Source organism: Microbispora sitophila, assembly GCF_014892245.1.
Classification (GTDB): domain Bacteria; phylum Actinomycetota; class Actinomycetes; order Streptosporangiales; family Streptosporangiaceae; genus Microbispora; species Microbispora siamensis.
Genome location: NZ_JADBGC010000018.1, coordinates 106,275 through 122,455 on the forward strand (window position 1 = coordinate 106,275; position 16,181 = coordinate 122,455).

The following is a 16,181-nucleotide window of genomic DNA, read 5'->3' on the forward strand; positions in this document are numbered from 1 at the left end:
GGCTCAGTCGAGGGACTTCACGAACTCCGCGACAACGCGGTTGAACGCCTCGGGCTGCTCGATGGCGGACAGGTGGCCCGCCTTCTCGATGACGGCGAGCCGCGCCTGCGGGATGGCCTCCACCATCGCCTGGGCGTCCGGCAGCGGCGACAGCTCGTCCTCGTCGCCCACGACGACCAGTGCCGGAACGGTCAGGGACCGCAGCGTGCCGAACGCGTCGGGCCGCGCGGCCATCGCCCGCTGGGCCCACGCGACGGCCGCGGGCGGCGCCGCCTGGACGAGCCCGCGGACGCGCCCGAGAACCATCCCCCTGCGCTCCCTGGTGGTCGCGCCGAGCATCGGGGGCAGCGACTCGGTCACGAGGATGCCCGTGCCGCTTTCCAGGACCGCTGCGGCGATCCGCTCCCTGTTCGCCCGGGCCGGCTCGGGGTCGGCCTGGGCCTTGGTGTCGGCGAGGATCAGGCCGCGTACGCGGTCCGGGTGGCGGCGGCACAGCGCCATCGCCACGTAGCCGCCCATGGACAGGCCGCCGACCACGGCGCGGTCGACGCCCTCCTGGTCGAGCAGGCGCGCCACGTCGTCGGCCATGAGGTCGATCGAGGGCTCGTCGTCGCCGAGCATCGTGCCGCCGAAGCCGCGCAGGTCCGGGGTGATCACCCGGCAGACGGGCGCGAGACCCTCGCGCTGGGCGAGCCACATCGCGGAGGACAGGGGGAACGCGTGGAGCAGGACGACTGGCAGGCCGCTCCCGGCGGATCGCGAGTAGAGCTGCATCAGGTCACGGTAACGCGCCGCGCGCCCGCCGCCGCCGTTCGTCACCGATTCGCGACCCCGCCGGGGCGATCCGTCACGTTCAGACCGTGGTCGGCAGCGGCGCGGCGGCGGGGTTCACCCGCTTGACGATCTCGTCGAGCACGATCCGCACGTACGGCTCGCCGACCCACAGGTGCTTGGCCCCCTCCACGCCGACGACCTCCGCCTGCGGCGCCGCGGCGAACCGGCGTACGGCCTCCTCCGGCCGCAGGTAGTCGTCGTGCTCCGGCACCAGGGCCACCAGCGGGCGGCCGAACTCGCCCCAGGCGACGAGGTCCTTCTCGCCCGCCCGCTTCAGCGGCGGCGACAGCAGGATCGCGCCCCGCACGATCGGGTCGCGGCCCCACTTCAGCGCCAGCTCGGTGCCGAACGACCAGCCGAGCAGCCAGGGGTTCGGCAGGTCGTGGAAGTCGGCGTACTCCAGGGCGGCGGCGACGTCCCACCGCTCCGCCTCACCGCCGTCGAAGGACCCCTGGGAGGTCCCCCGGTCGGAGGTCGTACCCCGGGTGTTGAAGCGCAGCACCGCGATGTCGGCGAGCGCCGGCAGCCGGTAGGACGCCTTGCGCAGCACGTGGCTGTCCATCATCCCGCCGTGGGTGGGCAGAGGATGCAGGCAGACCAGCGTCGCCACCGGCGGCCGACTCTCCGGCAACGCCACCTCGCCGACGAGGGTCAGCCCGTCGGCCGTCTGCAGCTCGATGTCCTCGCGACGGGCAGGCAGCACCGTGGACGCCCTGATGTCCATTCCCACTCCGAAAGCTCGTGTCAGTAACGGCTGCGGCCCGGACCCCGGTTGGCCCGGTTGCGCCAGCACGCGGTGTGCCAGTGCCGCCGCTCGTCCTCTCCCCCGGACCAGGCCGGCCAACTCACCACGTGCGGCAGCCCGGGCCTGATCTCCTGCTCGCACCCCGGGCACCGGTACGCCTTGCCCTGGGCGGCGCCGGAGACGTTGCGGACGACCCACTCGCCGTCGTGCGCGCTCTCCACGCGGTCCACCCCGGCCACCTGAGGGCCCACCGGCCGCACGGCACGGCCGTCCGGGCGTTCGTAGGGGCCGCGGCGGCGGGCACGGCGGGGACTCACGGCGGGCATCCTTCCGGGGGGTTCATGTCAGGCAGAACGGGAGATGACGGCCCATTCTTCCAGCAGCGGCTCAGCCGGCGTACGTGCGGACCCCGTTGGTCCCCGTGTTCGTCGTGCCGACCCGGGCCGCTCCGGCCGGGGCGAACGCCCGTGCCATGCCGGTCAGTGTCCCAGAACGCCTCGGGACCTCCGTAACCCCGGTAGGGTTGGCGCACATGCGGCTGGTCATCGCGCGGTGCAGCGTGGATTACGTGGGACGGCTCACCGCCCACCTCCCCATGGCCCCTCGGCTCATCCTGATGAAGGCGGACGGAAGCGTGTCGATACACGCCGACGACCGGGCGTACAAGCCCCTGAACTGGATGAACCCGCCCTGCAAGGTCCGCGAGGAGACGATCGACGGGGTGCTCACCTGGTCGGTCGTGCACGGCAAGACCGGTGAGAAGCTCGTGCTGACGATCGAGGAGATCCTGCACGACACCAGCCACGAGCTGGGCGTCGACCCGGGCCTGCGCAAGGACGGCGTCGAGGCGCACCTGCAGGAACTGCTCGCCGAGCACATCACCACGCTCGGGGACGGCTGGACGCTGGTGCGCAGGGAGTACATGACCGCGATCGGCCCCGTGGACATCCTGTGCCGCGACCACCTCGGCGGCGCGGTCGCCGTCGAGATCAAGCGACGCGGCGACATCGACGGTGTGGAGCAGCTCACCCGCTACCTCGAACTGCTCAACCGCGACCCGCGCCTGGCCCCGGTCAAGGGGATCTTCGCGGCCCAGGAGATCAAGCCGCAGGCCCGCGTGCTCGCCGCCGACCGCGGCATCGAGTGCGTGACGCTCGACTACGACGCCCTGCGCGGCATCGAGCCGGAGAACCCCACGCTGTTTTGACCCCGGCCCGTGTCCACCGTGCGGAGGACACCGATCACCGTCCGATCGAGGGTGTTCCGTGATCCTTCCGCGGTGGATCCTTGGGGCATGGAACACGCCATACGTGTACGGGGCCTGACCAAACGATACGGCGAGGTTCAGGCCGTCGCGGGCCTGGACCTCGACGTCAAGCACGGCGAGGTCTTCGCCGTCCCTCGGCCCGAACGGCGCCGGCAAGTCGACCACGGTCGAGATCCTGGAGGGCTACCGCAAACGCGACGCCGGGGAGGTCACCATGCTGGGGCAGGACCCGTCGGCTGGAAGGGGCGGCGCGACGGATGAGCCCGATCGCGGAGCGCGGCGCCGGCCGGTCCTTGAGCCGGCGGGGCCCGGCGCCGGGCGCCGCGTGCGAGAGGCCCGGAGGGACCGCCACGGACGCGCATGCCTGGAAGACCTCCGCCGGATGGGCGCTGTCCCGGCGTGAGACGTCTCCGACCGCGCCGCCGCGGTGACGACCGCCCTGGCGCGCGGGCTGCTGTAATTGCCGATGCAATTGCAGCGCGGTCTGTCTATCCCAATTGGTAAGCGTGCTGACCTCTTGACGACCCTGTCAAGCTAATGAGCGTCTTTGGCATAGCTTGAAAGTGCTCATTTCTCAGCACTTCCACAAAAAGGATCTTGCGTTCATAATGGGGACTTCTGGGGGGACCATGACAGGGTGAGGTGAAAAGTGGCGGGACGGGACTATCGGGGGATGTCGGCTGCCGAAAGGCTTGCAGACAGGAGGGAAAGGCTCATATCAGCCGCATACACCTTGTTCGCCCAACCCGGCTTCCACGCGACCACCATCGAGCGGCTGTGCGCGACCGCGCGCATCTCCAATCGCGCCTTCTACGAATGCTTCTCCAGTCGCGAGGACCTGATGCGCGCGGTTTACGAGCGGTGCATCGATGAGACCCTGACGTCAGTCACCGAGGCCATCGACGAGGCCCCGCCCACGCTCGACGACCGGATCGTGGCCGGCATCGCCGAATACATCCGCTTCGTCACCAAGGACGTGCGGCGCGCCCGTCTGATGCACTTGGAGGTGCGACGGGCGGGCAACGTGCTCAGCGGCTCCCGTCAGCAGGCGGTGGCCTCGTTCACCAAGGTCATAGAGTCCTCGGCACGGGGCGCGGCCCGCATGCCTCCCCTCGACCTGCACCTGCTGGCGCTCGGCCTCATCGGCGCCATCACCGAGTTACTCATCGAATGGGTGATGACCGAACCGTCCCCGCCCACGGAGCAACTGATCGAGACCGCCGTGTACATCTTCCGCCGCACCTTCAGCTCAGACGGTCCCCTGACGGCCTCCGCCCAGTGACCCGTGGCGGCCTTCGCCCAGTGACGCAGAGCGCGGCGACTACGCTGAGCGGCATGACCCGAGCCGACAACGACAAGCCGGTCGTCCTGTCCAAGATCTACACGAGGACGGGCGACGACGGCACGACCGCCCTGGGCGACATGAGCCGCACCCGCAAGACCGACCCCCGCCTGGCCGCCTACGCGGACGTGGAGGAGGCCAACGCCGCCATCGGCGTCGCTCTCGCCACCGATGGCCTGTCCGAGGACGTCGCGGCCGTTCTGAGCCGGGTGCAGAACGAGTTGTTCGACGTCGGCGCCGATCTGTGCACCCCGGTCGTCGAGGATCCGGGTCGTGGCGGAGCCGCGCAGAGGGAGTACATTCCGCCGCTGCGGGTCGAGGAGCCGTACATCGCCTGGCTGGAGGAGCAGTGCGACCGGTTCAACGCGGAGCTGAAGCCGCTGCGCAGCTTCATCCTGCCCGGCGGCGCACCGGCCACGGCCTTCCTCCACCTCGCCCGCACTGTCGTACGGCGGGCCGAGCGGTCGGCCTGGGCGGCGCTTGAGGCCCACGACGACGTGAACCCCCTGACGGCCAAGTATCTGAACCGCCTGTCCGACCTGATGTTCATCCTCTGCCGCATCGCCTCCGCCGGCGACGAGATCCTCTGGAAGCCCGGCGGAACCCGCTGACCCACCACAGGGGCGCGAGGGCGCGGCCGTGCTCTGGACTGAGGAGCGCGCGGGAGCGAAGCGACCAAGCGCGACGAGGTCTGAGCTCACGGCGCGCCTCCGGCACGGCCAACGGCCTCAAGGCGCCCGAGCCGCCCCGCCAGAGGCGAGGCAATTTTACGCGGCGTCGAGGTGGGCGCTGGGCGGTGCGGACTCCAGCCAGGCGAGGAAGCCGGTGAGAGCGTCCTCGCTCATCGCCAGGGACAGCGGGCCGCGCTCGGCCGAGCAGACGACGGTCCAGTAGCCGGCGGGCCCCTCACCCGTGTCGAGCATCCTCCGGCTGGAAACGGTGAGGCCGCGCCTCGCGATCGCGTGGCGCGGCCTCAGGCCGAGTCCCAGGAACGGAATCCAGTGGAGCTCTCCCCCTACGTAGCGGGCTACCCCGCTCTTCCAGCCCCCCTGGCCGTCCCGTACCCGGCAGACGATCGTGCCCCGGGCTCGTGCCAGGACGAAGCCCCGGATGACGAGGAGCGCGGCCACGGCGAAGACGCCCGCGAGTATCCCAAGCGCCGCCACTGCCGCCCTCCTCCTGCTGTGTCAGACCTCTTCGCCGGCCGCCCGCAGCCGGGCAGCCGCACGCTTGGCCTGCAGTCGTGCGTCCGCGTCCTCCTGGTCGGCCTCGATCGAGGCCTGAGCACGCTGCAGCGCGTCCTTGGCCCGCGCGACGTCGACCTCGGAGCCGAGCTCGGCCGCCTCCGCCAGGATCGACACGTCGTTGTCGGCGACGGAGATGAATCCGCCGTGTACCGCGGCCACGAGGTCGCCTTCGTCGCCGCGCTTGACGCGCAGCACCCCGCCCTCGACGAGGACACCGAGAACGGGAGCGTGATTCGGCATAATACCGATCTCACCGTCCACGGTCTTGGCAATGACCATGTCGGCCTCGCCCGTCCAGATCTCACGTTCCGGCGAGACGACGCCCACGCGAAGCTTTGCCACTTCTCAGCTCCCTTTCGACGGACGCCTGTACGGCCCGGCCGAAGCCGTGCCGCACAGGCGTCGAAGGCGTCCTAGCGCTCGAGTTCCTTCGCCTTGGCGATGGCCTGCTCGATGCCGCCGACCATGAAGAAGGCCTGCTCGGGCAGGTGGTCGTACTCGCCGGCGCACAGGCCCTTGAACGAGGCGATGGTCTCGTCGAGCGGCACGAACTCGCCCGGCTGACCGGTGAACGCCTCGGCGGCGTACATCGGGTGGGACAGGAACCGCTCGATGCGGCGCGCCCGCTGAACGGTGACCTTGTCCTCTTCGGAGAGCTCGTCGATGCCCAGGATGGCGATGATGTCCTGCAGCTCCTTGTACTTCTGCAGGATTCGCTTGGTCTCCTGGGCGACCGCGTAGTGCTCCTCACCGATGATCTGCGGGTCGAGGATCCGCGAGGAGGAGTCGAGCGGGTCCACCGCGGGGTAGATGCCCTTCTCCGAGATCGGCCGGGACAGAACGGTCTGCGCGTCGAGGTGCGCGAACGCGTTGTGCGGCGCCGGGTCGGTGATGTCGTCCGCGGGCACGTAGATCGCCTGCATGGAGGTGATCGAGTGACCGCGGGTGGAGGTGATGCGCTCCTGGAGCACGCCCATCTCGTCGGCGAGGGTCGGCTGGTAACCCACGGCGGACGGCATGCGGCCGAGCAGCGTGGACACCTCCGAACCCGCCTGGGTGAAGCGGAAGATGTTGTCGATGAACAGCAGCACGTCCTGCTTCTGCACGTCGCGGAAGTACTCCGCCATGGTCAGAGCGGACAGCGCCACCCGCAGACGGGTGCCCGGGGGCTCGTCCATCTGGCCGAAGACGAGCGCGGTGTCCTTGAGGACGTCCGCCTCCTCCATCTCCAGCCACAGGTCGTTACCCTCACGGGTGCGCTCGCCGACGCCCGCGAACACCGAGGTGCCCGAGAACTTCAGCGCGACGCGGCGGATCATCTCCTGGATCAGAACGGTCTTGCCGACGCCCGCGCCGCCGAACAGACCGATCTTGCCACCCTTCACGTACGGCGTGAGCAGGTCGATGACCTTGATGCCGGTGGGCAGCATCTCCGTACGGGCCTCGAGCTGGTCGAACGCCGGGGCCGGACGGTGGATCGGCCAGCGCTCGTTGACCTGGATGGAGGCCTTGTCCGCGTCGAGCGGCTCGCCGAGGGCGTTCCACACGTGGCCCTTGACCGCGTCGCCGACCGGCACCGAGATCGGGGCGCCGGAGTCGGTCACGGCCGCACCGCGGACCACGCCGTCGGTGGGCTGCATGGAGATGGCCCGGACGATGTTGTCGCCGAGGTGCTGGGCGACCTCCAGCGTCAGGGTCTTGGTCTCGCCGGCGAGCTCGACGTCGACGGTGAGCGCGTTGTAGATGTCCGGCATGGCCTCGACGGGGAACTCCACGTCGACGACCGGACCGGTGACGCGGGCGACACGGCCCACGGTGGTCTCAACAGTCTGTGCGGTCATTTCACTCTTTCCCCGCTGCGGCGTCAGCCAGCGCGTTCGCGCCACCGACGATCTCGCTGATTTCCTGGGTGATCTCGGCCTGACGCGCCTGGTTCATCTGCTGGGTGAACACGCGGATGAGCTCGTTGGCGTTGTCGGTGGCCGACTTCATCGCGCGGCGCCGGGCGGCGTGCTCGGAGGCGGCCGACTGGAGCAGCGCGTTGTAGATGCGCGACTCGATGTAGCGCGGCAGCAGCGAGTCGAGCACGTCACCGGCCGTCGGCTCGAACTCGTAGTAGGGCGGGATGCCCTCCGGGGGCGTCTCCGCCTCCTCGACCTCGAGCGGCAGGATCCGCTTGACGATCACGTTCTGCGTCAGCATCGAGACGAACCCGGTGTAGACGACGTGGATCTCGTCGATCCCGTCCTCCGCCTTGAACGCCGTGATGAGCGCGTCCGCGATCTCCTTGGCGTTGGCGTACGACGGGTTGTCGGAGAAGCCGTCCCACTCGCCGAACATCTCCCGGCTGCGGAAGCGGTGCCAGGTGAGGCCCTTGCGGCCCACCACGTACGGCTTCACGGTCAGGCCGCGCCCGGTCAGGTGGCCCTTCAGCGCCTCGGCCTCACGGAGGATGTTGGCGTTGTAGCCGCCGGCGAAGCCGCGGTCGCTGGTGACGATGAGGACGCCGGCCGTGGCCGGCTGCTCCTTGGCCACCGTGAGCGGGTGGTCGACGTTGGTCGTGTTCGACAGGACCGCCGACACCGCGTGGGTGATCTCCCGCTCGTACGGCACGGCCGCCTGCATCCGCTGCTGCGCCTTGACGATGCGCGACGAGGCGATCAGCTCCTGCGCACGGGTGATCTTCGCGGTGGACTTGACCGACTTGATCCGCCGCCGCAGCTGTCGAAGCTGGGCACCCATGGGTTACTTCGCCTCGGCCTTGCGAACGTGCTTGACGACCTTCTCCTGGCCGACCTCGCTGGCGTCCAGCGCCTCCACCGGCTCGTCGTTGACGAGCAGCTCACCGCTGGAGGTGGTGAAGCCCTTCTTGAACTCCGTGATGGCGTCCTTGAGGGCGGTCACCGTGTCGTCCGTCAGCTCCTTGGTCTCGCGGATGCTGTCGAAGACACCCTTCTGAGCGGTGCCGAGGTAGTCGAGGAACTCGGCCTCGAAGCGGCGGATGTCCTCGACCGGCACGTCGTCCAGCTCGCCGGTGGTGCCGGCCCACACCGAGACGACCTGCTTCTCGACCGGGAACGGGCTGTACTGCGGCTGCTTGAGCAGCTCGACCAGGCGGGCGCCGCGCTCCAGCTGGGCGCGGGAGGCCGCGTCCAGGTCGGAGGCGAAGGCCGCGAAGGCCTCCAGGTCGCGGTACTGGGACAGCGACAGACGGAGCGTGCCGGCCACCTTGCGCATGGCCTTGACCTGCGCGGAACCGCCGACTCGGGAGACCGAGACACCGACGTTGATCGCCGGGCGGACACCGGCGTTGAACAGGTCGGTCTCCAGGAAGCACTGGCCGTCGGTGATGGAGATGACGTTGGTCGGAATGAAGGCCGACACGTCGTTGCCCTTGGTCTCGATGATCGGAAGGCCGGTCATCGAGCCGCCGCCCATGTCGTTGGAGAGCTTGGCGCAGCGCTCCAGCAGACGCGAGTGGAGGTAGAAGACGTCGCCGGGGAACGCCTCACGGCCCGGCGGACGACGCAGCAGCAGCGACACGGCGCGGTAGGCGTCGGCCTGCTTGGTCAGGTCGTCGAAGACGATCAGCACGTGCTTGCCCTGGTACATCCAGTGCTGGCCGATGGCCGAACCGGTGTACGGGGCGATGTACTTGTAGCCCGCGGGGTCGGAGGCCGGAGCGGCGACGATGGTGGTGTACTCCAGCGCGCCCGCCTCCTCGAGGCGGCCCCGCACCTGGGCGATCGTGGAGCCCTTCTGGCCGACGGCGACGTAGATGCAGCGAACCTGGCGGCTCGGGTCGCCGGAGAGCCAGTTCTCCTTCTGGTTGAGGATGGTGTCGACCGCGATCGCGGTCTTGCCGGTGCCGCGGTCGCCGATGATCAGCTGACGCTGGCCGCGGCCGATCGGCGTCATGGCGTCGATCGCCTTGAGGCCGGTCTGCAGCGGCTCCTTCACCGGCTGGCGCTGGACCACCGAGGGGGCCTGCAGCTCGAGGGCGCGGCGGCCCTCGGCGGCGATCGGGCCCTTGCCGTCGAGCGGGTTGCCCAGGGGGTCGACCACGCGGCCGAGGAAGTCGTCGCCGACCGGCACCGACAGGACCTCGCCGGTGCGGCGGACCTGCTGGCCCTCCTCGATGCCGCTGAAGTCGCCCAGGACGACCGCGCCGATCTCGCGGACGTCGAGGTTCAGCGCCAGGCCGCGGGTGCCGTTCTCGAACTCGAGCAGTTCGTTCGCCATCGCCGAGGGAAGGCCGGAGACATGGGCGATGCCGTCCCCGGCGTCGACGACGGTCCCGATCTCCTCGCGCGCGGCACCTTCCGGCTCGTACGCCTGGACGAAGCGCTCAAGGGCGTCCCGGATCTCGTCCGGCCGGATCGTAAGCTCCGCCATCTCTTTCTTGTCTCCCTATTCGCCTCAGCCGGCCAACCGGCGGCGGACTTCTTCGATACGTCCGGCGATCGTGGTGTCGATGTAGTCGTCTCCGACCCTGACGGAGAACCCACCGAGCACCTCGGGGTCCACCTCGACGTTCAGGTGGACGTCTCGCCCGTAGGTGGCTCGCAGCCAGGCCGCGAGCCGCTGCTTCTGCTGCTGCGTGAGCGGCACCGCGCTGCGTACCACGCCCACCAGGCGCTCGCGCGCCCGCGCGACGATCCAGCCGAACTCCTCCAGTGCCGTCTCCAGGCTACGTCCCCGCGGGTGTACAACAGCCTGCGTGACGAGCCGTACGGTGGAGGGAGCGGCCTTCCCGCCGAGCAGCGCGGCGAGCAGGTCGCTCTTGCGCTCGGCCGGGACGGCCGGGTCGCTGAGCGCCCGGCGCAACTGCGGGTTGGCGGCGAGGATGCGGCCGAAGCGGAACAGCTCGTCCTCGACGTCGTCGAGGCGGCGGTCCGACTCGGCCTCGGCGGCCGCGGACATCACGCCGACGCGCTCCAAAGCGTCCGGCAGGTCGCCGGCCTTGGACCACTTGGCCCTGACCGCGGCGACCGCGATCTCCAGCGTGGCGTCGCCGACCTTGCCCTGCAGCAGGGAGCGCAGGACGCTCTCCTTCTGCTCGGTCGGGCGCGAGGGGTCGGAAAGACCCCGCCGCAGCCCGTGCTCGCGGTCGAAGAGGTCGGCGACGGCGAACAGCTCCTCGGCGAGGGCACCGAGGTCGGCGGTCGCGGCGGCGGTGTTGAACCGCTCCTCGACCTCCGTCAGGGCGGTCCTGCTGAGGCCGCGCATCAGCGGACCGCCTCCGGCCGGCCCTCGAGCTCTTCGAGGAACCGGTCCACGATGCGGCGCTGGCGGGCCTCGTCCTCGAGCGACTCACCGACGATCCGGCTCGCCAGCTCGGTGGACAGACGCCCGATCTCACCGCGCAGCTGGGTCAGCGCCTGCTGGCGGTCGGCCTCGATCTGGGCGTGGGCCGCCTCGATGATGCGCCGCGCCTCGGCCTGGGCCTCCTCGCGGAGCTCGGCCTTGATCGCGGCGCCCTGCTCACGGGCCTCCTCGCGCAGGCGGGCCGCCTCCTGGCGGGCCTCCGCGAGCTGCGCCCGGTACTGCTCCAGAGTGCGCTGGGCTTCGGCCTGGGCGTCCTCGGCCTTCTTGATGCCGCCCTCGATAGCCTCGGTCCGCTCGGCCAGCGTCTTCTGGATGCGCGGGGTGAGGATCTTTCCGACGACGAGGAAGACGACGAGGAAGGCGAAGCTGCCGACGACCAGCTCGTAAGCGTGCGGAATGAGGGGGCTCTCCGCCCCCTCGGCCGCCAGGAGCGTAGCTGCCAGAGTCATGGGTGCAGCCTTCCGTCAGAGTGGGTACGTCAGCTCGTGGGGTAGATGAAGGGGGCGACGAGGCCGATGAGGGCCAGCGCCTCGGTGAGGACGAAGCCGAGCAGCATGTTCTGCCGGATGAGGCCGTACGCCTCGGGCTGGCGGGCGATGGCCTGCACGCCTTGGCCGAAGATGATGCCCACGCCGATGCCGGGGCCGATGGCGGCCAGGCCGTAGCCGATGGCACCAAGGTTGCCGATGACGCCGGTGGCCGCAGCGAGAACGCTCATTCGTCTTTTCCTTTACTGGTCGGCCGGTGAGTGTGGTCTCGCCGGTCTGGTCTACGTAAGGGGCGGGTATCAGGGATCCGTCAGTGGTCCGCGTGCAGCGAGCCGCCGATGTACATGGCGGCCAGCATGGTGAACAGGAACGCCTGCAGGAACTCGATGAACATCTCGAAGCCGGTCATCGCGATCGTCATGATCGCGCCCACGACGCCGAGGCCCGCGCCGAGAGGGGTCGGCTTCTCGAACAGGAACCAGAACCCGACGGCGCTGAAGAAGGCCAGGATCAGGTGTCCGGCGAACATGTTCGCGAAGAGTCGGACGGCGTGCGTGAACGGCGCGATGATCAGGTTCGACAGGAACTCGATCGGCGCGAGCAGCACGTAGATCGGCTTCGGGAGTCCGGGCGGGAACATCATGTTCTTGAAGTAGCCGCCGAGGCCCTGGTGCTTGATGCCCAGGTAGATCTTGATCACGTAGATGGTGATCGCGAAGACGATGGGGAACGCGATGTGCGACGCCACCGGGATCTGGATCAGCGGGATGACGCCGAAGAAGTTCCACAGCAGGATCAGGAAGAACAGGCTGAGCAGCAGCGGCATCCACCGCTCGGCGTCCTTGCCCAGGAATGGCCGGGCGACCTGGTCGCGGACGAACTGGTAGCCCATCTCGCCGAGGTTCTGCATGCCCCGGGGGACGAGCTTGGGGTTGGCGAAGGCGCTCCACGCGAGGGCGCAGACCACGATGGCGCCGAAGATCGCCATCAGCACCGGCTTGGTCAGCCAGTACGGCGCGCCCTCGTACAGCGGAGGAAAGTCAAAGATGGACGGTCCCGGCGCCGTGAAGTCCTCGGCGACGAGCATGAGGGGGGTCACTTGGCCACCTCGCCTACCTGCTCGGGGCCGAATGCCCGAAGCATGTGCTTGTTCGTCCGTTCGCTACGCTCGCGCACGGGCGTTCCCTTCAACGATTGGATCAACAGAAGAGCGTGGGAAGCGGGCCGGTTGTCAGCGGCCGTACTTCAGATAGACGAGGTAGGCAGCCAGCCCGACCCCGAGAATGACGCCTATGGGGATGAACGCGTGCACGCCGGTCCACCAGCTCAGCAACCAGCCGAGGCCGCCCCAAACCAGGATCCCGGACAGCAGATAGCTCGGGACCGACCAGGCGGCGTCGGCGAAGTCGCGGCCGTCGGTCTCGGGCCTGCGCTCCTGTTCGCTCATCGCGGGCACGACGATAGCAGGAGCCATGCGGACTAGTCATATCGGGCTGCCCCGTACGTGTGGTCATCCGCGACCCTGCCCGGGAACCTTCGCCTCAGGCTCCACGTAGAGCATCTTGAGTTTCATGAATCCGCGCATCTCACCGATGGTCCAGGTGAGCGTGCACGCGATGACGCTGAGCGCGAACACCCGGGAGTCGAACGCGGTCGTGCCGGAAAAGGCGTTCATCATCGCCATGATCGCGAGAATCTTGACGACATAACCCAGCACGGCGGCCGCCATCATGGCCATCGGCGAGACCCGGCCGGCCCAGGAGACGACGACCAGGCCGACGGTGAAGAAGGCGGCGACGAGAACGAGACCGATGCCGGCGCCCAACGCACCCTTGGCCCCGGTCGTGAACACCGCGACGAGCGCGGCGAGGAGACCGACGATCAAGGTCGGCACGGCGGCGCCCTTGAGAACGCGCACGTCGTTGGCCTGCAATGGGACTCCAGTATCGATTGTCAAACGAGCGATTGCTACCTGCTGGGGCGTCGTTGGCCTCGCCCCTTGCTAGTGAAAGCTATCACAAGCCCCGGAGTGCCACCTTTACCTGGCGTTTCGGGTCGGCGTCGACCTGCGGGGACGGTTCAGCGGAAGGTCCCGGTGTCGGCCCGGGAAGTGGTGGGGGGAACGTCCGGGGAACCCGGGCCGCCCTGGCCGGCGTAGGGATGCCGGCCCTGTGCCGGGAGCCTGCCGGGGACCGCCTGGCCGGGGGCGGCGGGGGCGGCCTGACCGGGAGTGACGGGTGGGGCGGGCGGGGGGACGACGGGGAAGACGAGCGTGTCGTGCTCCGTCCCGCGTATCGCGGGGGCGGGGCCGGACGAGCGGCTTGCGGCCGGACGTGCTCCGATTTCCTGGTCGCTCTTGTGGTCCTGCGTCGCGGTGCGGCGCGATCGCCACCGCGGCAGGCCCATGATCACCAGCACCGCCACCGCGAGCACGATCGTCAGGGGGAACACGATGAGCGGCACGCGGCCGATCGACAGGCCCACGATCGCGAAGGCGAACAGGAACGTCCACGCGTACATGATCAGGACGCTGCGCCGGTGGGAGTGGCCGATGTCGAGCATCCGGTGGTGCAGGTGGCCGCGGTCGGGCGCGAAGGGCGACAGCCCGGCCGACGTCCGCCGGACGACCGCCATGATCAGGTCGGCCAGCGGCAGCACCACGACCGCGATCGGCAGCACCAGGGGCAGGATCACCGGGAACCGGTTGAGCTTGCCGACCACCGCGTCCGGCTCGACCGACGACAGGCTCGTGATCAGTGAGGTGGCGAGCAGCAGGCCGAGCAGCATGGCTCCGGTGTCGCCCATGAAGATCTTGGCGGGGTTGAAGTTGTGCGGCAGGAAGCCCGCGCACATCCCGATGAGGATCGCCGCGATGGCGGCCGTCCCGTTGATCCGCGAACCGCTCGCGGTCTGCTGCAGCACGATCGAGTAGGCGAAGGTCGCCATCGCGGCGATCCCGACGATCCCCGCGGCCAGGCCGTCCAGCCCGTCGACGAAGTTCACCGCGTTGATCACGACGACCACGATCATGATGGTGAGGATCGTGCGCAGGGTGTCGTCGAGGGCCTGGGAGCCGCCCATCGACTGCGGCAGCGGGAGGAACTGCAGGTACACGCCGAACTTGACGAGCAGCCCGCCCGCCGCGATCTGGCCGCCCAGCTTGACCAGCGCGTCCATGCCGAGCCAGTCGTCCAGGAAGCCGGTGATGACGATCAGGCCGCCGGCCGCGAGAAGGCCGATGACCGTCTGGCCCGTCTGGCCGCTGTCGAACGCTCCGCCGACGTACGGCAGGTTGCTCGCCACCAGCAGCGCGGCCGCCATGCCGCCGAACATCGCGAGCCCGCCCAGACGCGGGGTGGGCACCGTGTGCACGTCCCGCTCCCGCACCTCGGGCGCCGCGCCGATGCGCAGCGCGAACGCCCTGACCGGCGGCACCAGCAGGTACGTCACCGCGGCCGCCACGAGCGCCAAGAGGAGATATTCGCGCACGGACCTAGTTTCCTGGATAGGCGGATCGGTTGTGACGGGCAAAAGACATAGATCGCCCTATCCCTAACGGGGATATGCCGGATGCGTCGCGGTCAGCCCCTTTACCCGTTCGAGGACCGACGTTATCGCACCCGGCTGCCGGATGGCCCGGACGACGAGAGACGCGATCTCCCTCATTTCCGCCTCGCCCATGCCCTGGGTGGTCGCGCAGAGCGTGCCGACCCTGATCCCTGAGGTCACGGTCGCGGGCGCCGGATCGTACGGGATCGCGTTGTGGTTGAGCAGGATGCCGGCCTCGGCGCAGCGCCGCTCCGCCTCCGCCCCGCTCACCCCTGTCCCGCGCAGGTCGACCAGCGCGAGATGGGTGTCGGTGCCGCCCGACACGGGGCGCAGCCCCTCGGCCGCGAGTGCCTCCGCCAGGGTCCTCGCGTTGTCCACCGCCGACGCGGCGTACGCCCGGAACTCGGAACACAGCGCCTCGCCGAACGCCACCGCCTTGGCCGCCACGACGTGCATCAGCGGCCCGCCCTGGGTGAAGGGGAACACCGCCCGGTCGATCCCCGACGCCAGCTCGCCGGTGCACAGCACGCCTCCCCCACGCGGGCCGCGCAGCGACTTGTGGGTCGTGAAGGTCACGACGTCCGCGTACGGCACGGCCGACGGGATGGCCCCGCCGGCCATGAGGCCGATCTCGTGGGCGACGTCCGCCAGCAGCCAGGCCCCGGCCTCGTCGGCGATGGCGCGGAAGGCGGCGAAGTCGATCAGGCGGGGATACGCCGTGGCGCCGCAGACGATCACCCGGGGCCGGTGGCGCAGCGCCAGGTCCCTCACCTCGTCGTAGTCGATCGTCTCGGTGTCCCGCCGCACACCGTAGGAGACGACGTGGAACCACCTGCCGGAGAAGTTGACCTTGGATCCGTGGGTGATGTGGCCGCCGTGCTCCAACGCGAGCGCCAGGACGGTGTCCCCCGGCTGCAGAAGGGCCGCGTACGCCGCCAGGATGGCCGTGGTGCCGCTGTAGGGCTGCACGTTGACATGGTCGGCCCCGAACAACCGCTTGGCCCGCTCTACGGCGATCTGCTCGGCGCGGTCCGCCACCTCGCAACCGCGGTAGTACCTGTGGCCCGGGTAGCCCTCGGCGTACTTGTCGTTCAGCGTCGAGCCGAGCGCGGCGAGGACGGCGGGCGAGGACAGGTTCTCGCTGGCGATGAGCTGGAGCCCGCCGCGCAGCCTGGCGACCTCGTCGAGCAACACCTGGGCGACGTCCGGGTCCTGCGCGGCGAGCCGGGCGAAATCAGGCCCGTAGAACGGCTCCGAACTGTCCATGGGAACCGGCTCGCATTCCGGTGGCGGTCTTCGCTCCAAGAGTAGACCGCCCGGAGACCGTCGCGCGGGCGTCGTTGCAGTTCAGACGGTTGCCGGAGGTGGCCAGGAGTTGCGG

General features: G+C 69.6%; 19 protein-coding genes and 1 pseudogene. 4 read left to right on the forward strand and 16 right to left on the reverse strand.

Translation table 11 applies throughout. The features are described 5' to 3' along the window. Nucleotides 1-3 precede the first annotated feature (3 nt). The 3 genes from IL992_RS30070 to IL992_RS30080 all read right to left on the reverse strand — a co-directional run bounded on the left by IL992_RS30070 (nt 4) and on the right by IL992_RS30080 (nt 1,896). Nucleotides 4-774 carry an alpha/beta fold hydrolase gene (locus IL992_RS30070; protein ID WP_193206724.1) on the reverse strand — a complete coding sequence of 257 codons (771 nt, stop codon included), beginning with the start codon at nt 772-774 and terminating at the stop codon, nt 4-6. A gap of 79 nt (nt 775-853) precedes the next feature. Further along, nucleotides 854-1,558 carry an alpha/beta hydrolase gene (locus IL992_RS30075; RefSeq protein ID WP_193206725.1) on the reverse strand — a complete coding sequence of 235 codons (705 nt, stop codon included), beginning with the start codon at nt 1,556-1,558 and terminating at the stop codon, nt 854-856. A 20-nt stretch (nt 1,559-1,578) separates the two neighbouring features. Then, entirely contained in the window at nt 1,579-1,896 is a 318-nt protein-coding gene (locus IL992_RS30080; protein WP_179155549.1) for an ATP/GTP-binding protein, read from the reverse strand. Between the two features lie 215 nt (nt 1,897-2,111). Between IL992_RS30080 and nucS the strand changes: the two genes are divergently transcribed. The 4 genes and pseudogenes from nucS (at nt 2,112) to IL992_RS30100 (ending at nt 4,799) form a co-directional block, all read left to right on the forward strand. Beyond that, on the forward strand, nt 2,112-2,786 hold the full coding sequence (gene nucS, locus IL992_RS30085; protein WP_193206726.1) for an endonuclease NucS: 675 nt from the start codon (nt 2,112-2,114) through the stop codon (nt 2,784-2,786). Between the two features lie 87 nt (nt 2,787-2,873). Beyond that, nucleotides 2,874-3,090, forward strand: a pseudogene (locus IL992_RS46715) (ATP-binding cassette domain-containing protein); the annotation flags it as partial. Between the two features lie 429 nt (nt 3,091-3,519). Continuing rightward, a complete protein-coding gene (locus IL992_RS30095) occupies nt 3,520-4,128 on the forward strand; it encodes a TetR/AcrR family transcriptional regulator (protein WP_193206727.1) in 609 nt (202 codons plus the stop codon). A gap of 53 nt (nt 4,129-4,181) precedes the next feature. Beyond that, complete coding sequence (locus tag IL992_RS30100) at nt 4,182-4,799, forward strand: cob(I)yrinic acid a,c-diamide adenosyltransferase (protein WP_193206728.1); 618 nt, start codon at nt 4,182-4,184, stop codon at nt 4,797-4,799. A gap of 156 nt (nt 4,800-4,955) precedes the next feature. On the opposite strand, the gene IL992_RS30105 is transcribed toward IL992_RS30100, so the two are convergent. The 13 genes from IL992_RS30105 to IL992_RS30165 all read right to left on the reverse strand — a co-directional run bounded on the left by IL992_RS30105 (nt 4,956) and on the right by IL992_RS30165 (nt 16,066). Then, entirely contained in the window at nt 4,956-5,354 is a 399-nt protein-coding gene (locus IL992_RS30105) for a DUF2550 domain-containing protein (RefSeq protein WP_193206729.1), read from the reverse strand. 21 nt (nt 5,355-5,375) lie between these two features. Then, the gene (locus IL992_RS30110) at nt 5,376-5,777 is read right to left on the reverse strand and encodes a F0F1 ATP synthase subunit epsilon (RefSeq protein ID WP_079320504.1); all 402 of its coding nucleotides are present in this window, start codon (nt 5,775-5,777) and stop codon (nt 5,376-5,378) included. Nucleotides 5,778-5,848: 71 nt separating this feature from the next. Then, a complete protein-coding gene (gene atpD / locus IL992_RS30115) occupies nt 5,849-7,276 on the reverse strand; it encodes a F0F1 ATP synthase subunit beta (protein WP_193206730.1) in 1,428 nt (475 codons plus the stop codon). Nucleotide 7,277: 1 nt separating this feature from the next. After that, nucleotides 7,278-8,177, reverse strand: a complete 900-nt coding sequence (locus IL992_RS30120) for a F0F1 ATP synthase subunit gamma (RefSeq protein ID WP_193206731.1) — start codon at nt 8,175-8,177, stop codon at nt 7,278-7,280. 3 nt (nt 8,178-8,180) lie between these two features. After that, a complete protein-coding gene (gene atpA / locus IL992_RS30125) occupies nt 8,181-9,830 on the reverse strand; it encodes a F0F1 ATP synthase subunit alpha (RefSeq protein WP_079320506.1) in 1,650 nt (549 codons plus the stop codon). A gap of 24 nt (nt 9,831-9,854) precedes the next feature. Further along, complete coding sequence (locus tag IL992_RS30130; RefSeq protein ID WP_193206732.1) at nt 9,855-10,664, reverse strand: F0F1 ATP synthase subunit delta; 810 nt, start codon at nt 10,662-10,664, stop codon at nt 9,855-9,857. Then, nucleotides 10,664-11,212: a F0F1 ATP synthase subunit B gene (locus IL992_RS30135; RefSeq protein ID WP_193206733.1), complete on the reverse strand. Its 549-nt coding sequence runs from the start codon at nt 11,210-11,212 to the stop codon at nt 10,664-10,666. Before IL992_RS30135 ends, IL992_RS30130 begins: the two co-directional genes overlap by 1 nt. A gap of 29 nt (nt 11,213-11,241) precedes the next feature. Then, on the reverse strand, nt 11,242-11,481 hold the full coding sequence (atpE, locus tag IL992_RS30140; protein ID WP_142560345.1) for an ATP synthase F0 subunit C: 240 nt from the start codon (nt 11,479-11,481) through the stop codon (nt 11,242-11,244). Nucleotides 11,482-11,561: 80 nt separating this feature from the next. Next, a complete protein-coding gene (atpB, locus tag IL992_RS30145; protein ID WP_319018924.1) occupies nt 11,562-12,350 on the reverse strand; it encodes a F0F1 ATP synthase subunit A in 789 nt (262 codons plus the stop codon). Between the two features lie 132 nt (nt 12,351-12,482). Next, the gene (locus IL992_RS30150) at nt 12,483-12,725 is read right to left on the reverse strand and encodes a hypothetical protein (protein ID WP_226874032.1); all 243 of its coding nucleotides are present in this window, start codon (nt 12,723-12,725) and stop codon (nt 12,483-12,485) included. 36 nt (nt 12,726-12,761) lie between these two features. Next, nucleotides 12,762-13,184 carry a hypothetical protein gene (locus tag IL992_RS30155; RefSeq protein ID WP_142560346.1) on the reverse strand — a complete coding sequence of 141 codons (423 nt, stop codon included), beginning with the start codon at nt 13,182-13,184 and terminating at the stop codon, nt 12,762-12,764. A 146-nt stretch (nt 13,185-13,330) separates the two neighbouring features. Next, the gene (locus tag IL992_RS30160; protein WP_319018925.1) at nt 13,331-14,740 is read right to left on the reverse strand and encodes an MraY family glycosyltransferase; all 1,410 of its coding nucleotides are present in this window, start codon (nt 14,738-14,740) and stop codon (nt 13,331-13,333) included. Between the two features lie 63 nt (nt 14,741-14,803). After that, on the reverse strand, nt 14,804-16,066 hold the full coding sequence (locus tag IL992_RS30165) for a serine hydroxymethyltransferase (protein ID WP_193206734.1): 1,263 nt from the start codon (nt 16,064-16,066) through the stop codon (nt 14,804-14,806). Nucleotides 16,067-16,181 lie beyond the last annotated feature (115 nt).

Coding starts and splice junctions, on each gene's coding strand:
- IL992_RS30070 (WP_193206724.1), bottom strand. CDS start 774: ATGCAGCTCTACTCGCGATCCGCCGGGAGCGGCCTGCCAGTCGTCCTG.
- IL992_RS30075 (WP_193206725.1), bottom strand. CDS start 1,558: ATGGACATCAGGGCGTCCACGGTGCTGCCTGCCCGTCGCGAGGACATC.
- nucS (WP_193206726.1), top strand. CDS start 2,112: ATGCGGCTGGTCATCGCGCGGTGCAGCGTGGATTACGTGGGACGGCTC.
- IL992_RS30095 (WP_193206727.1), top strand. CDS start 3,520: ATGTCGGCTGCCGAAAGGCTTGCAGACAGGAGGGAAAGGCTCATATCA.
- IL992_RS30100 (WP_193206728.1), top strand. CDS start 4,182: ATGACCCGAGCCGACAACGACAAGCCGGTCGTCCTGTCCAAGATCTAC.
- atpD (WP_193206730.1), bottom strand. CDS start 7,276: ATGACCGCACAGACTGTTGAGACCACCGTGGGCCGTGTCGCCCGCGTC.
- IL992_RS30120 (WP_193206731.1), bottom strand. CDS start 8,177: ATGGGTGCCCAGCTTCGACAGCTGCGGCGGCGGATCAAGTCGGTCAAG.
- atpA (WP_079320506.1), bottom strand. CDS start 9,830: ATGGCGGAGCTTACGATCCGGCCGGACGAGATCCGGGACGCCCTTGAG.
- IL992_RS30130 (WP_193206732.1), bottom strand. CDS start 10,664: ATGCGCGGCCTCAGCAGGACCGCCCTGACGGAGGTCGAGGAGCGGTTC.
- IL992_RS30135 (WP_193206733.1), bottom strand. CDS start 11,212: ATGACTCTGGCAGCTACGCTCCTGGCGGCCGAGGGGGCGGAGAGCCCC.
- atpE (WP_142560345.1), bottom strand. CDS start 11,481: ATGAGCGTTCTCGCTGCGGCCACCGGCGTCATCGGCAACCTTGGTGCC.
- IL992_RS30150 (WP_226874032.1), bottom strand. CDS start 12,725: ATGGCTCCTGCTATCGTCGTGCCCGCGATGAGCGAACAGGAGCGCAGG.
- IL992_RS30165 (WP_193206734.1), bottom strand. CDS start 16,066: ATGGACAGTTCGGAGCCGTTCTACGGGCCTGATTTCGCCCGGCTCGCC.